General features: G+C 51.8%; 12 protein-coding genes and 1 other RNA gene. 10 read left to right on the forward strand and 3 right to left on the reverse strand.

Annotated elements, in window-relative coordinates; translation table 11 throughout:
* Window positions 1–5: 5 nt before the first annotated feature.
* Window positions 6–1,715, forward strand: coding sequence for an AMP-binding protein (locus JW984_00375; GenBank protein MBN1571633.1), 1,710 nt, complete (start codon window positions 6–8; stop codon window positions 1,713–1,715).
* A 556-nt stretch (window positions 1,716–2,271) separates the two neighbouring features.
* Here JW984_00375 and JW984_00380 read toward each other — a convergent pair.
* The 3 genes from JW984_00380 to JW984_00390 all read right to left on the reverse strand — a co-directional run bounded on the left by JW984_00380 (window position 2,272) and on the right by JW984_00390 (window position 4,275).
* A complete protein-coding gene (locus tag JW984_00380) occupies window positions 2,272–2,769 on the reverse strand; it encodes a hypothetical protein (GenBank protein ID MBN1571634.1) in 498 nt (165 codons plus the stop codon).
* Window positions 2,770–2,874: 105 nt separating this feature from the next.
* Window positions 2,875–3,321, reverse strand: coding sequence for a MerR family transcriptional regulator (locus JW984_00385; protein ID MBN1571635.1), 447 nt, complete (start codon window positions 3,319–3,321; stop codon window positions 2,875–2,877).
* A gap of 183 nt (window positions 3,322–3,504) precedes the next feature.
* Complete coding sequence (locus JW984_00390) at window positions 3,505–4,275, reverse strand: hypothetical protein (protein MBN1571636.1); 771 nt, start codon at window positions 4,273–4,275, stop codon at window positions 3,505–3,507.
* Between the two features lie 163 nt (window positions 4,276–4,438).
* Here JW984_00390 and hemB point away from each other — a divergent pair, with 163 nt between their 5' ends.
* From hemB to rny, 9 genes are all read left to right on the forward strand, one after another.
* Window positions 4,439–5,416: a porphobilinogen synthase gene (gene hemB, locus JW984_00395; GenBank protein MBN1571637.1), complete on the forward strand. Its 978-nt coding sequence runs from the start codon at window positions 4,439–4,441 to the stop codon at window positions 5,414–5,416.
* A gap of 198 nt (window positions 5,417–5,614) precedes the next feature.
* Window positions 5,615–6,751 (forward strand): radical SAM protein, encoded by a 1,137-nt coding sequence (locus JW984_00400; GenBank protein MBN1571638.1) that lies wholly within the window; start codon window positions 5,615–5,617, stop codon window positions 6,749–6,751.
* A 150-nt stretch (window positions 6,752–6,901) separates the two neighbouring features.
* Window positions 6,902–10,468 carry a chromosome segregation protein SMC gene (gene smc, locus JW984_00405; GenBank protein MBN1571639.1) on the forward strand — a complete coding sequence of 1,189 codons (3,567 nt, stop codon included), beginning with the start codon at window positions 6,902–6,904 and terminating at the stop codon, window positions 10,466–10,468.
* Complete coding sequence (locus JW984_00410; protein MBN1571640.1) at window positions 10,455–10,811, forward strand: roadblock/LC7 domain-containing protein; 357 nt, start codon at window positions 10,455–10,457, stop codon at window positions 10,809–10,811. The genes smc and JW984_00410 overlap by 14 nt, the downstream gene beginning before the upstream one ends.
* The gene (ftsY, locus tag JW984_00415) at window positions 10,811–11,734 is read left to right on the forward strand and encodes a signal recognition particle-docking protein FtsY (GenBank protein ID MBN1571641.1); all 924 of its coding nucleotides are present in this window, start codon (window positions 10,811–10,813) and stop codon (window positions 11,732–11,734) included. The genes JW984_00410 and ftsY overlap by 1 nt, the downstream gene beginning before the upstream one ends.
* Window positions 11,735–11,883: 149 nt before the next feature.
* Window positions 11,884–12,102 (forward strand): cell division protein ZapB, encoded by a 219-nt coding sequence (gene zapB / locus JW984_00420; GenBank protein MBN1571642.1) that lies wholly within the window; start codon window positions 11,884–11,886, stop codon window positions 12,100–12,102.
* A 537-nt stretch (window positions 12,103–12,639) separates the two neighbouring features.
* A non-coding RNA gene (gene ssrS / locus JW984_00425) (6S RNA) lies at window positions 12,640–12,822 on the forward strand.
* Complete coding sequence (locus JW984_00430) at window positions 12,821–13,417, forward strand: 5-formyltetrahydrofolate cyclo-ligase (protein ID MBN1571643.1); 597 nt, start codon at window positions 12,821–12,823, stop codon at window positions 13,415–13,417. Before ssrS ends, JW984_00430 begins: the two co-directional genes overlap by 2 nt.
* Before the next feature lie 32 nt (window positions 13,418–13,449).
* On the forward strand, window positions 13,450–15,009 hold the full coding sequence (gene rny, locus JW984_00435) for a ribonuclease Y (protein ID MBN1571644.1): 1,560 nt from the start codon (window positions 13,450–13,452) through the stop codon (window positions 15,007–15,009).
* The last annotated feature ends 52 nt before the right edge of the window (window positions 15,010–15,061 follow it).

Consider the following 15,061-nt stretch of genomic DNA (forward strand, 5'->3'; position numbering starts at 1 on the left):
ATATTATGGCAAAAAATAGTGCAGAGGAAAAGAGATTCTGGACAAAATCGTACGGTCGGAAGATCCCGGACGTTGATCCGAAGCTCTTTGAAAACAACCTGCTCGATCTCTTCAAGAAGAGCCTTACGGAAAAGCGGGAAAAGCCGGCGTTTGTATTCATGGACGTGCCGGTGACCTTCGGGGAGCTCGACCTGTACTCCAATCGGTTCGCCAATCTGCTCATCAAGAACGGGTTCAAGAAGGGGGACGTGGTGGGGATCTGCCTTCCCAACATTCCGGAGTTTCCGATCGCCTGGCTGGGGGCGTTGAAGACCGGGTGCGTCGTAAGCGGGGTGTCGCCCCTTCTTTCTATCAATGAGATGGAGCACCAGATCAAGGACTCCGAGATGAAGGGGTTTGTGACTCTCGATATTATATTCGCCGAGAGGGTTACGAAGATCGCCCAAAAGCTTCCCAAGCTCGATCTGATCGTGGCGACAAACGTGGGCAACTTTCTCCCCAAGATAAAGCGGGTGCTGGGAAAGCTCCTGAAGAAGCTCCCCTCGGGGGAAGTCACCCCCATCGAGGGGAAAATAGTCCTGAATTTACCCGATGTAATCAAGGCCGGGGCCTACTCGGACACGGCGCCGAATGTCAAAATATCCCCGGATGACATCGCCCTTATCATGTACACCGGCGGCACCACGGGAGTCCCCAAGGGGGCGCTTCTGAGTCACAGAAACAACGTGGCGGAGATCCTCGTGGCAAACAAGTACATGGAGTGGGAAAAGGAGGTGGGGCCCGTCCTCTCGGCGTTTCCGATGTTTCACATCGCGGGAATGGCATTCAACGAGTTCTCGGTCTATAACGGCTGGACCCAGCTCCTCCTCCCTGATCCCAGAAATACCGACTTCCTCTGCAATATACTCGAAAAGTACAGGCCGCACCTGATAGCCAACGTCCCGTCCCTTTACTACTTGCTTCTATCCAACCCCAAGTTCAGGAAGCTCGATCACTCGGACCTCGCACAGTGCATCTCGGCCGCCGCCCCCTTCCCGGTCGGTTCCCAGAAGGAGCTGGAGTCTATTATAGGGAAGGAAAAGCTCATCGAGCTGTACGGGATGACCGAGACCGCCGCCATCACGGTAATGAATCCGATCAAGGGCAAGAAGAAGCTGGGGACCATCGGGCTTCCGATGATAAATACCGACATTAAACTCGTCGACCCCGCAACGGGAAAGGAGGCAAAGCAGGGGGAGCCCGGGGAGCTCCTCATAAGGTGTCCCCAGCTTATGGTGGGTTATTTCAAAAATCACGAGGAGACGAAGCGGGCGGTCGATTCGGAGGGATACATGCACACCGGGGATGTTATGGTGCAGGACGAGGACGGGTATCTGACGATCGTCGACAGAACGAAGGACATGATAATCGTCAGCGGCTTCAAGGTCTTCTCCAAGAAGGTCGAGGACATCATCGCAACGCACCCCGCCGTGGAGATTGCGGCAACGGTCGGTGTCCCGAACCCGGACAGGCCGGGCTCCGAGATGGTCAGGGCCTATCTCACGCTCTCTCCGTCAATTGATCCGGGAACGGACAAGGAGGCCTTGAAAAAAGAGATATTGGGTTACGCCAAGGAGAGGCTTGCCCCCTACGAGGTGCCGAAGGAGATAGAGATACTTTCCGAGATGCCACTAACCAGCGTCGGGAAGCTGGACAAAAAGGTGTTGAGAAAATAGTGTGATGGGTGGATGGCTCAGGGCTGAGCATTGGTCCGGCCATTCAGGATATTATAAATAGTGCCGGGGCGGGTTTTGAATCCGCCCCGATTTTTTTTTAATCACTTCAAAGGCCTTTGTTATGGTAATCGCTGTGAGGATTGGATCGGCAGGGGAGACGGCCGACCGGCGGTTGGGTGGAGTACTATTAGACCAAGCAGGGAGGCAACTCGCCTGTGAGGAAGATATCCTATATGCTTAAGGTCCCGGGCCAGCCCTATTAGGCCGGTGCCGGAATCTACGATGAGATGAAGCTGTTGGACGAGTTGAATAAGATGACAAAATAGACTTTTGATGGAAGATATGGTCGAAAAATGACGTTGATACAATAAGCTTAAAAGAGATTGCAAAGAGTCACACAGGAGGCCGCGCGGCTCTTTTTTACGGAAAAACTAAAATTGAAAATTTTTGAAATGTCAGCGAGCGCGGGCAGCGGCGGGCGACGGATCAAAAGTGCCGTTTTAAGTTGAACCGCATAAGCTTGTCGGACGGTGCTCTTCGGGGGAGAATTACGCGGCTATTTACCCTCCTCAAGGATGTGTCTTACGTCGTCGATCATGATCACGTACTTCTTGTTGACGTTGTCCTCTATGTAAAGATATTGTTCCCCGTTCCTCCTCGATGCGATCAGATCGTTCCAGGAATCGACTTCCCGAATGTGCGTGTCGGGGATTTTCTGCAGGAGCTCGTACCCCTTCGGAGAAAAGTGGAAATGGGCATGCCCGTGTCCTTCGCCGTGTCCTATAAAGACCTTGGCGTGGTCTCCGCCGGTGTGTTCGTAAAAAACACAATCACTGAAATCCACGTTGAGGACCTTTCTGATCAGCATCCTCAATTCGTCAAATTCCAGGTTTATCTCGTTCGGGATGTCGGCCATGGCGGAGTAGTGTTTTTTGGGGATGATAATGATGTCGGAGGTGCTTTTGGACGCCATGATGTAGAAATTATGGGTATCGAAAAGTATATCCTCCGGCTTCGGATTGCACAGCGGGCAGGCTTGATTATCACCGTTCATGGAATATCAATTACTATTTCAGATAGAGAAGATATAAAATTTAAAAGGGATATAGATTTACCAAATTAAACAGATCGCATTTTTCTTAGCACAATAAGAGTTCCATTATGCGGTTTCTCTCAGCTTCTCCCTGATGCGCTCCTCCAGCTCCTTTTCCACTTCGAGCAGGCTGATAAATACACCCTGCCCCGTCGCCCCGTCGAAGGCGTCTCCGCGGTAGAGGACTATCAGCCTTCCTCCGGATGGTATGACGGGCGTATTGGAGAGGAGATTTTCCATATCGGGAAAGAGGTCTTTCGATTTTTTGATCACCCTGGTGATCATATGGGTGGAAACCCCCTCTTCCCGAAGCTTCAGAATGGTCTTTATGCCGACCAGATCCTGAAATGAATATAGGGTTTGTTTCCCTGTACCGTTTCCCGTCGCTTTAAGGAGGTTCTTTCTCCAGTAGTAGAGCTGCTGACGGGTGATATTAAAAAGCTCCATCACAAAATTGGCGGGATAAGACCGTTCCTTAATATTTATTGGATTCTTATCGTCATCTCTCTTCACTGATAACCTCCTCCATTTCTATTACTCGATAAAATAATCTATTTTGAAGCTCAAGTCAAGTAAAAATTTAAATCTATTATTTTAGACTTTTTTCACAAGGGATTTGTGCCTAATCGAGATTTCAATGAGCCGTGTCCCAAAATCGGCATCCATTCATACAAAAACGACGGCTGTTAAGGGTGCCTACCGTTCTTTTGTGGGCGGCGTGGAGTGAACGAGAAACACCCCCCTTTCAAGGAAATTTTTTGTGTTTTCTATGACGTCCTTGTAGTAACAGATGAAGGTGTGCTGATGGTTCAGGAGGATGAAATCGTTTGAACCTTTCAGGTACGTGCTCCAGACGCTAACCGTCCCGTCGTCGTCGCCGGGAATTTTCTTTGAGTATCCCTCGTTATCCCCCTTTCCTCCGGATATTATGCCGAACTGGATATTCGGGGTGCCGCCGCACAGCTCAGTCAGGAAGTCCTCCCCCCTTGCCATCTCCAGCCCGCTCGGCCCGAGAAACTTATCGGAGAGGGGAAACTCGCTGAAGAACTCGGCTTTTATCGCCCCCCGGTTGGGCGGGGCTATCATGACCATCCTGACGGTATGGGCAGGCCGATATTTGTTGAGGTAGCAGCGAGTAACAAGTCCCCCCATGCTGTAGGTGACGAAGTAGATCTCATAGTCACCCTTTATCTTTTCCGTCTCTAAAACAATCGTGTTGTTTAAGAAATCCGCGTTCTCTTCAAGGCTCTTTTCCAGGCTGGGATAGGTCTCGTTGATGACGTAATATCCCTGAAGCGTAAGCTCTCTTTCGAGGAAGTGCATCGAGTGCTTTGTCCTCATAAAGCCGTGCACCAGTACAACGACCTTCGTGGCGTCCTTGTCGGGGATTTTTGCCGCCGGAGAGCCGGGGATTACAAAAGTTATTGATGCAGCGATAAAGAGCGTTATTGGAAGTCGGGTTTTCACTTTTTATCGAAAGATAATGTAAGTTCCATAAAAGTATTCGCTTAACGACTCTATATTCTAAAGCTTTTTCTTCGTTCTGTCAAATTTTCTTGAAATAAAGGGTGGTAGATGTTAGATTGTTTCCATAGATAATTATAATTACTTTCATTTAGGGGGATTTGAATTGTCCTTTCCACGCACGAGAATGAGACGTCTGAGGATGAAAGAGGGGATCAGGGACATGGTGGCGGAGACCAGGCTCGATGTCAAGGATCTCATCTATCCGATGTTCGTGGTTCACGGAAAGGAGGTGAAGGACGAGATTCCCTCCATGCCCGGGTGCTTTCACTTCTCCCTCGACCGACTCGTCGAGGAGGCAGGAAGGATTTACAAGTTGGGCATTCCCGCCGTGATCCTCTTCGGCATCCCGAAGGTGAAGGACGAGGCGGGAAGCGAGGGCTATGATAAGGACGGGATAGTTCAACGTTCCATAAAGGCCTTGAAAGACAGTCTCCCGGAGCTCTTGGTCATAACCGACGTGTGTCTCTGTGATTACACGAGCCACGGTCACTGCGGGATAGTGGCCGACGGCGAGATAAAAAACGACCCGACCCTCGACCTTTTGGTGAAGATAGCCGTCTCCCACGCGAGGGCGGGATCGGACATGGTGGCCCCGTCCGATATGATGGACGGAAGGGTGGGGGCGATAAGGGAGGGTCTGGAAAGGGAGGGGTTTATAAACACCCCCATTATGTCGTACGCCGCAAAGTACGCCTCAAGTCTCTATAATCCGTTCAGGGATGCGGTGGATTCCGCCCCGTCCTTCGGCGACAGGCGCTCTCATCAGATGCAGGTCCCTAACGCCAGGGAGGCGATGAGGGAGATAGAGTTGGATATCGAGGAGGGGGCCGATATCGTAATGGTAAAGCCGGCCATCGCGTATCTCGACATCATCTTCAGGGTCAAGGAGCGCTTCGACCTTCCGGTCGCCGCCTATAACGTCAGCGGGGAGTACTCGATGGTAAAGGCCGCCGCAAAGGAGGGCTGGATCGACGGGGAGAGGGTCATGATGGAGATGCTGACCTGCATCAAGAGGGCTGGGGCCGATATGATTTTGACCTATTTCGCCCCCGAGGCGGCGAGGCTCCTCGCGGATATTTAGAGGGAGGGGGGGCACGGCGCTGCAATTTGTGTCTTGTGGGTGTTGGAAACCTTCTATTTAATGAAGGATATGCGATAGTGTGGGGAGGTTGGGGTGATTTTTCTCTCGGGGGGCCGCCGTTTTTGTCATTGATTTTCCCCTTTAGCAATTTGATATGTTGTTGTAGAATTGGAGAGATCCAAGACTTTTTCGACATCCATTTTTTTAAGAAGCCCAGATTTGAAAAATCGTGATAAAATCGAGTCGGGACTGAGGCTGGTTGCCTGGGAGATTACCCGCTCCTGCAACCTCGCCTGCGATCACTGCAGGGCCTCCTCGGAGATGGGGCCCTACCCTGGGGAGCTTACGACCGAGGAGTCGTTGAGGCTCATAGAGGATATCGCCGCCTTCTCAAGCCCGATTGTGATCCTGACCGGGGGCGAGCCTTTGATGAGGAAAGATGTCTCCGAGATCGCAAGGGCGGGGACGGAGCTGGGCCTGAGGATGGTCCTTGCCACCAACGGGACACTCCTGACAAGGGAGAGGGCGAGGGAGCTTTTAGGTGCCGGGATCAAGAGGGTGTCGATCAGCATAGACGGCAAAGACGCAAAGTCCCACGACGACTTGAGGGGAGTCCCCGGGGCCTTTGCCGGAGCGGTCTTCGGTGTCGAGAGCGCAAAGGCGGAAGGTCTCCCGTTTCAAATAAATACCACCATCACAAAAAGAAACATGGGCGAGCTTTCCGAGATAGAGGATCTGGTCCGTCGCCTCGGGGCCGTCGCCCACCACCTTTTTCTCCTCGTTCCCACGGGGAGGGGGAGGGATATGGCCGAAGACTCCCTTGACGGCGAGGAGTACGAGCGAATATTGAAAGACATCTGCCGGTATGAGAGGGAGGCCCCCCACGAGGTCAAGGTCACCTGTGCCCCCCAGTACATGCGGATAAAGAGGGAGACGGCCGCAATCGACGGCGTAGACATAGATTCAAAGGGGAGGGGAGACAAACCCGCTCACGGTCACCCCGGCGGCTCGGGGGATCTCTCCGCCTCCACGAGGGGGTGTCTCGGCGGGATATCTTTCCTCTTCATCTCCCACGGCGGCGATACCCAGCCCTGCGGCTACCTCGAGGTCTCTGGAGGGAGCGTCAGGGAGAGGCCGATACGGGAGATATGGGAAAAATCGGAGCTCTTTTTGCGCCTCAGGGACTATTCCCTGCTGACAGGAAAGTGCGGCAGGTGCGAATACGTCGATGTCTGCGGCGGATGCAGGGCGAGGGCCTACTACCATCACGGAGATTACCTCGCCCCTGAGCCGCTGTGTCCGTACGTCCCGGCAAAGCTCAAGAAGGGGAGATAAAAAAGCGCGTCCGGTCGAGTCATAAATGGGCAAATTATACACTATATGTGGTATTTTAAGAGAATATAATAACTATATATCCACTTTTCCCTTTACATGGTCGCCAAAATATGATACTAAATAGCTGAAATTTCTGCCGATGAAAATTCGATGAAAATAAAGAAATTAGAAATCCTTGGCTTCAAGTCCTTCATCGACAAGTCGACCCTGACGTTTCCCAGGGGGATAACCGCCGTGGTGGGGCCGAACGGCTCCGGTAAGTCAAACATCGTTGACGCCATAAAGTGGGCCCTGGGGGAACAGAGCGTCAAGTCCCTCAGGGGAAAGGCGATGGAGGATGTAATCTTTAACGGCTCCGGGGACAAAAAGCCCCTGGGAATGGCCGAGGTCACCCTTACGTTCACCCACGCCGACGGAATTGTCCCCCCGAATTTTTCCACCTATCACGAGATAACGGTCAGGAGAAGGATCTACCGCTCCGGGGAGAGCGAGTATTTCCTGAACAAGGCGCCGTGCCGTTTGAAGGATATCAACGGCCTCTTTATGGGAACCGGCGTTGGCGCAAAGACCTACTCGATAATCGCCCAGGGGCAGATAGGGAGTATAATCTCCGCCCGTCCCGAAGAAAGGAGGGTTTTCGTCGAGGAGGCGGCGGGGATCACCAAATACAAGGCCAAGAAGATAGAGGCGATACGGAAGATCGAGTCGACGAGGAACAACCTCTTGAGGATCGGCGACATAATCGGGGAGGTCAAGCGGCAGATGGACTCCCTGGCCCAGCAGGCGAAGAGGGCGGAGGATTATAAGGAGTTGAAGGAGAATCTCAAGAAATCCGAGTTGATGGACGCCGCAAAGGGCTATTTGCGCCTTACCGAAGAGATAGAAGCCGAGCAGAAGAGGCTCAAGGGGAAGGAGGAGGAGGAAGCCGTGGCCGAGGCCAGGCTTTTGGTTGTCGAGGGGAAAATAGAGGAGATGAAGACCTCATCGATGGAGGTGGAAGAGCAGTTTTCCCAGATACAGAGGAGTTTCTTCTCCAACGAGGCCGAGATAAAGACGGTGGAGGAATCGATCAGGCATTTGAAGGACAGGATCGAGTCGACGAGGAGGAGAAACGAGTCATTGGACGGCGAGAGGGGCGAGCTTGAAGGCTTCATTACGGAGACGTCGGGGCGGATCGAGGGACTCGAAGGCCGTATCCGGTCGTCCCGGGAAGAAGCCGAATCCTTGAGATCCAATCTAAACGAGATAGAGGGGAGGCTCTCAGATGTTACGGCCGTAGTCGACGATCTCGCGGCAAGGGGCGATGAGCTCCAGAAGCAAAGGCTTTTCGAGGCCTCCCGGATATCGGAGCTGAGAAACGGCATCGACTCGACCGGCAGATTGATAGCGAGATTCACCGGAATGATCGAGGAAAGGGCCGGGGAGCTCAATTCCCTGAAGGCCGAGATTACGAGGCTCAACGACCTTGTGGACGGGAGGTCTTCCGAGAGAGATCGTGTTGAGGCCGAGGTAAAGGATTGCTCCGGGAGGCTCTCCGATCTGGACCTGAAAATCGAGGGTCTTACGAAAAGGGAGTCGGAGGTCTTAAGGGAGAGGGAGGAGGCGGGGTCGAAGCTTGCCAGGGCGAATTCAAAACTTGCGATCCTGCTGGAGATGGAGAAGAACTATGAGGGACTTAGCGAGGGCGTAAAGGGGATAATGACCGGAAAGGGGGAGGGGGTAATTGGTATCTTCTCCGACTTCATAGAGACAGATGAAGGGCACGAAAAGGCGTTGGAGGGTTATCTTGGGGAGGCCGTCTCGGCGGTTGTTGTGAGGGGCCTCGAGGATGCCAGAAGGCAGATCGACCGTCTGAAGAGCGACGGTTCGGGAAGGGCTGTCTTCATCCCTATGGAAAATATAAACGGGAGGGGGGGCGGCGCGTCCCTCTCGGGTAACGGCGTCCTCGGAAGACTCAGGGAAAGCGTGAAGGTCAAGGGCGAGGGGGGGATGGGGAACATCCTCTCGTTTTTCGGCGACGCCCACCTCGTCGATACGCTGGAGAGCGCCCTGAGGGTATGGGAGGAGAAAAAGCCCGATTTCTCACTGGTCACGCTGGACGGCGAGCTTGTAACCCCGGAGGGGCTCATCTTTGGGGGGAGCAGGGAGGGCGGATTCAGCGTCTTTAAAAACAGGAGGGAGAGGGAGGGCCTTGAAAAAGATGTAATCGGGCTGGAGAGGGGACTAATAAATATCGAAGAAAACCTCAACACGACGAGGGACGAGCTCTCCTCGGCGAAGGCCGATTTCAAGAGGGAGGAAAAGGGGCTTTCTGATCTTAAAATGAAGTCGCAGACGCTAAAGACGGAGCTCGATGCGTCAATAAAGGACAGGACGCGGGTTGAAAAGGCAGTGACGGAGACGGAGGCGGCCGTCCGCAAGGAGTCGGATGAAATAGAGAGGCTCAAGTCGGAGAGGGAAGAGTCCGTCAAGGAGCTTGAAAGTGCCGGGAAGAGGGAGGATGGACTCAAGGCGGATGATGAGGCTTTGAGATCCGAGCTTCAGGAAAAAAGAAAGGTGATGAGGGAGGTCGAGGAGGAGGAGACAGAGGCTAAGCTCTCACTGAACAAGGCGATCGACTTAAAGGAGCACCTTTCCGAGTCGCTGGAGGAACTGAAAAGGCAGATCGAGCGCGCCGAGCGGGACAGGGACAACAAGGCGAGGGGCATATCGGACGGGGAGGCGGAGATAGAGGATTTCACCCGGAAGATCTCTGAAAGCGAGAGGGAGCTCTCCGAGAAGATTATGGCCTCAAAGGAGCTCGAAGACAAGCTGAGAGACGCAAGGGCGGAAGTGGACGGCGGGCTGTCGAGGGAAAAGGAGCTGGAAAATGAGCGGAAAAAAGCTCAAGGGGAGCTCGCTAAGGTAAGGGAGGGCCTTCAGCAAAAGAGGGATGAAATCAGGGAGCTCGCGTGGGAACTGGAGAGGCTGACGGCTAATACTAAAGAGAGGTACAACGAGGAGATCGGCGAGACCTACATGAACTATGTGTCTGAGAAAATAGACGATGTTGATCTCAAAGAAGAGATAGATAGGCTGAAAAAGAGGATAGACAAGTTCGGTGAGGTAAACCTGCTGGCGATTTCGGAGTACAACTCCCGAATGGAGAGATACGAGTTCCTTAAGAGTCAGGAGTCGGACCTACTGGATTCTATCGATTCCCTGAACAAGACGATAAAGAAAATCGACAAGAAATCCAGGGAGAGATTTCTAAACACGTTCAACGAGATAAACGAAAAGTTCGGGGAGGTCTTTCCCCGTCTCGTCCCGGGGGGGAAGGCAAGAATAGTCCTGACCGATAAAGACGATCCCCTCGAAAGCGGGGTGGAGATTATGGCCCAGCCCCCGGATAAGAGGCTTTCAAGCATCACGCTCCTTTCGGGTGGGGAAAAGGCGCTTACCGCGATCGCCCTGATCTTCTCTATTTTCTTGATAAAACCGACTCCTTTCTGTATGATGGACGAGGTGGACGCCCCGCTGGACGATATAAATATCGAGAGGTTTATTGATCTGTTGAAGGAGATATCTCTGACCTCTCAGGTAATCCTGATCACCCATAACAAGAAAACAATGGAGATGGCCGACACCCTCTACGGGATTACGATGGAAGACCCGGGCGTTTCCAAGATGGTTTCGGTCAAGCTTACGGATCACGAGGGATTAAGTGTTGTATCTTGACGCAATAAAGAAGCTTGTTGAGAGAATCCCAGGGGCGACCGGATGTATAATGGTCGACAACAACGGGGAGGAGATAGTGGTCTATGCAAAGGACAACGAGTATCAGATGAAGCTTCTTGGAGCGCACATGGTCCCCATCCACAAACGCCTCGAGGCCATATCTCAAAGGATCGATTCCGGGGACTACAGCGAGATAGTCGTAAGAACCGATAACTTCTACATCATAACCTCCCCAATCCAAAAAGAGAACTATCTCATTCTGAGACTTGCGCCCACCCCAAGCATAACCCCTTCCATAATGAATCTCAAGGAGGCCATAAGGGATATTATCGAGGAAGACTGATGTCTAAAGGTAGCTTTGTCTCCCGTCTTGCCAAGGGTTTGAGCGGTACGCGAAAGAGATTTGCCGAGGGCGTGGACCTGTTGACCGCGGAGCACGAAAAGTTAAGCGACGATACTTTTGACAAGATCGAGGAGATCCTTCTGACGTCTGACATCGGAGTGAAGCTTACGGAGACCATCATCGATGATATATCCGGATGGGCCAAAAAAAACAAACCCACCAAATCGGGACTTATCGAAGAGCTTAACAGTCTGCTCCTCTTAATCCTTGACGGATCCGAAGGGGAATTGATCGAAAGCGCAAAACCGCCCACGGTCGTCCTTGTTGTGGGGGTAAACGGGACGGGCAAGACCACCACCATCGCAAAAATAGCGAACCGGCTGTTGTCCGAGGGGAAAAGCGTCCTTCTGGCCGCAGGGGACACCTTCCGCGATGCCGCCATAGAGCAGTTGATCCTGTGGGGAGAGAAGGTGGGCGTTCAGGTCATATCGCAGGATCGCGGCTCGGATCCCGCGTCTGTTGCCTTCGATGCCCTCGAGAGGGCAAAGGCGAAGGAAGTCGACTATATCTTCGTGGACACGGCCGGAAGGCTTCACACGAAATACAATCTGATGGAGGAGCTCAAGAAGATAAAGAGGGTCCTCCAAAAGGGAGTGCCGGACGCCCCCCACGAGACACTCTTGGTCTTGGACGCATCCATCGGGCAAAACAACATCGTCCAGGCAAGGAAGTTCTCGGAGGAAATCGGGATTACCGGAATAGCGCTGACGAAGCTTGACGGGACCGCCAAGGGGGGGGCGATCTTTCCCCTCTTCGATGAGCTCAAGATACCCATTAAGTACGTGGGTGTCGGAGAGGGGGTGGATGACCTGGATCGATTCGAGCCGGACAAATTTGTCGCCGCGCTTCTGAGCGAAGATTAGCGGAGGGAGGGAAACGGTTTTATATATACAAGAAACTTAATAATAGCATAATTTTATAAATTTCTTGACTTTTTTTTCAATAAAATAGATAATTGGGGTGCGTGGGGTTTCAAATTTACAAGATTGAGTCCCAAGAGAAGCAAGAAATAATGGATTTCGATAGATTTAAGGTTTTAGAAGAGAAGATAGATTTACTTGTAAAAAAATGTTCTGAGTTGAAGGATGATAATCTTAGGCTCAGCCAAACGTTAGCTCAAAAAGATCTGGAGGTTAGAGAGCTTCGAAAGGAGATTGATAGGATAACATCGGGAAGGGAGGAGGCCGATTCAAGGATTGAAGACCTTTTGAAGAAGATGGAGATTTTATAGTGGCGGAAGGGGTGTAGCGGGGAGGGGGTAATTGGGGGGAGATGAAGGAGGAGGGTGAGGGAGGAGGTAGGTCTAAGGGGATAAGCGGTCTGGTGGCTTTAGGCTGGGGGGGTAGGCATTGTGCGAATTTGAAAATTACCTTATGGGCTTTAGGGGATGGAGGGTTTTTCGGTCAATTTTTTTGCGCAATGCCGGCAGATATAAAGGGTGTAAAGTGAATGTGGGATGTATAACGTGAAAGATAGGGAAAGCGCTCCGAAAATTCCTCGTGTTTCAAGGAGCGTTAGTAAGAAAAAATGAGGGAGAAGAGCCCTTAATATCATATAAGCTGTCCTCCCCAATCCAAGGAGTTATCTCAAGGTTGAAATAACTGCGAAGAGCGAAGATCAACAGCGGCCTCAAAAGGCCGCATCCCCTCGATGTGAAGATAGAAATATCCTCCGCTTCCCTTCCTTATTCTTTTTAGGCTCGTTTTTAAAACAAAAACCTTGTTTGATCCCTTGAATAATTTTATAGGGACCGTTTAGCTAATTTTCATGCCCCCTGCGATGTACGTGATGGAGGAGTTAATTTTGAGCCAACGCTAAAAAACAGGGAGCCGTCCCTTGCCGCGGTGTGTATGCCTTCCTATTAGGTGGGAAACCTTAAGCGGCAATATGGCGCCCACCTGCGATATGCAGGTTCAAATGAGACCAACACACGGCACCCGGCGGGGGGCATGATCCAGAAAGTAGATTTAAAAAATTTGGATAAAGCAGATCTGAGGATTTCTATCCTTAAAGAGAGGGAGTGTTTAGATAATAGGGAGGTTGCTCGAAAAAGCGAGATAATTTGCAGGAAACTGATAGAAACCCCGTTTTTCGAGGACGCCGTATATTTGGGGCTCTACTCCCCCGTAAGAAACGAGGTAAAAACTGATAATATCTTTGATTTTGCAAAAGGCCTGGGAAAAAGGGTGGGATTCCCGATAACTTCGAAGTCTATCGGGAGGCTCCTCTTCTTTGAGGTCGAAGCCTTGGAGGAGCTTTCCGTAGGCACATTTGGCATAAATGAGCCGCCCTCTTTGAAAAAAAGTTTTATCTCCCTCGATAAAATTGACCTTCTGATAATCCCCGGAGTCGTATTTGATGAGAGGGGCCATCGGGTGGGATACGGGGGAGGCTATTACGACAGGCTGACCGGAGAAAACGATTTAAGAGCAGTGAAGGCGGCGCTTGCATTTGATATGCAGATTGTAGAAAACCTCCCGGCCGAGCCTCACGATAAAAAAGTGGACTATATTATCACCGAAAGTCGGATGATAAAATGTTTATAAAAAGCAGCCTTACAAAAGGAGGTGTGTAAACCTTGTCAGCAGAAATTATACTTGCGGTGAGTTCTGGATTGGTCATGGGAGTGCTTATAGGCTTCTGGCTGAAGAGGATTCTATCGAATAAGAGGATCGAATCCGCGGAAGATACCGCCGCAAAGATCATTGATGAAGCTCACCGTAGTGCGGATTCAATAAAGAAGGAGGCCTCACTATCGGCAAAGGACACGCTTTACCAGATGAAGCATGACTTTGAGATGGAGACGAAGGAGAAGAGAAATAACCTGAGCTCCATGGAGAGGAGACTGGTCTCGAAGGAAGAAAATATCGACAGGAAGATAGAGCAGCTGGATAAAAAAGAGGTGGAGCTTTCAAAGAGGGATAGGAGTCTCTCTCTTCAGATAAAAACTGCCGAGGAGAAAGAAAAGGAATTAGAGGAACTCGTCGAGAAACAGAAAAAAACCCTCGAGGATATAAGCGGCATTACCAGAGAGGCCGCAAAGCAGGAACTGGTCAAGCTTATAGAGGACGACGCAAAACACGAAGCGGCAAAAAGCCTCAGGAAGATAGAGGAGGAGCTGAGTGAAAACGCCGACAAAAAGTCGGTCGAGATAATGTCTACCGCCATACAGCGCTATGCGGGGGAATTTGTAACCGAAAGGACGGTGTCGATCGTAACGCTACCCAACGAAGAGATGAAGGGCAGAATCATCGGGAGGGAGGGGAGGAACATACGCGCCATAGAGGCGGCCACCGGCGTAGACCTCGTTATCGACGATACACCGGAGGCGGTTATCCTGTCTTCCCACAATCCCGTTCGCAGGGAAATTGCCAGGATCTCCCTTGAAAAGCTCATCACGGACGGCCGCATCCATCCGGCCAGGATAGAGGAGATCGTAAAGAAGGTGACGGAGGAACTGGAGACCAAGATAAGGGAGGCCGGAGAACAGGCCTGTTTCGATCTTGGACTTCACGGCCTCCATCCCGAGCTGGTCAAGCTTATAGGCAGGCTCAAGTACAGGACCAGCTTCGCCCAGAACGTCTATCAACATTCCCTCGAGGTCGCCTTTATAATGGGTGTTATGGCGGCGGAATTGAAGCTCAATATCAGACAGGCCAAGAGGGCGGGACTGCTCCACGACATCGGAAAGGCGGTGGATCATGAGGTGGAGGGCCCCCATGCCGTCATCGGGGCGGACCTGGCAAGGCGTTACGGCGAATCCCACCGGATAGTGCACTCCATCGCGGCGCACCATAACGACGAGAAGCCGGAGACTCCGTTGGCGGTCCTCGTGCAGGCCGCGGACACGCTCTCGGCGGCGAGGCCCGGGGCCAGAAAGGAGATGCTGGAGACGTACGTGAGACGCTTGAACGATCTGGAGAAGATCGCAAAGTCGTTTAACGGAATATCGAAGTCCTACGCGATTCAGGCGGGAAGGGAGCTTCGCATTATAGTGACCAGCGATCAGGTGACGGACGAGGATTCACTGATAATGTCAAGGGACATCGCCAAGAAGATCGAAGAGGAGCTCACCTATCCGGGCCAGATCAAGGTAACCGTGATAAGAGAGACCAGAGCCGTAGAATATGCAAGATAACAATATTTAGGGCCCCTTCTCGAAATTATCTTGAGGGAAGGGGCATTTTTAT

The sequence above is a fragment of the Candidatus Zymogenus saltonus genome, from assembly GCA_016929395.1.
In the GTDB taxonomy this organism is placed as follows: Bacteria; Desulfobacterota; Zymogenia; order Zymogenales; family Zymogenaceae; genus Zymogenus; species Zymogenus saltonus.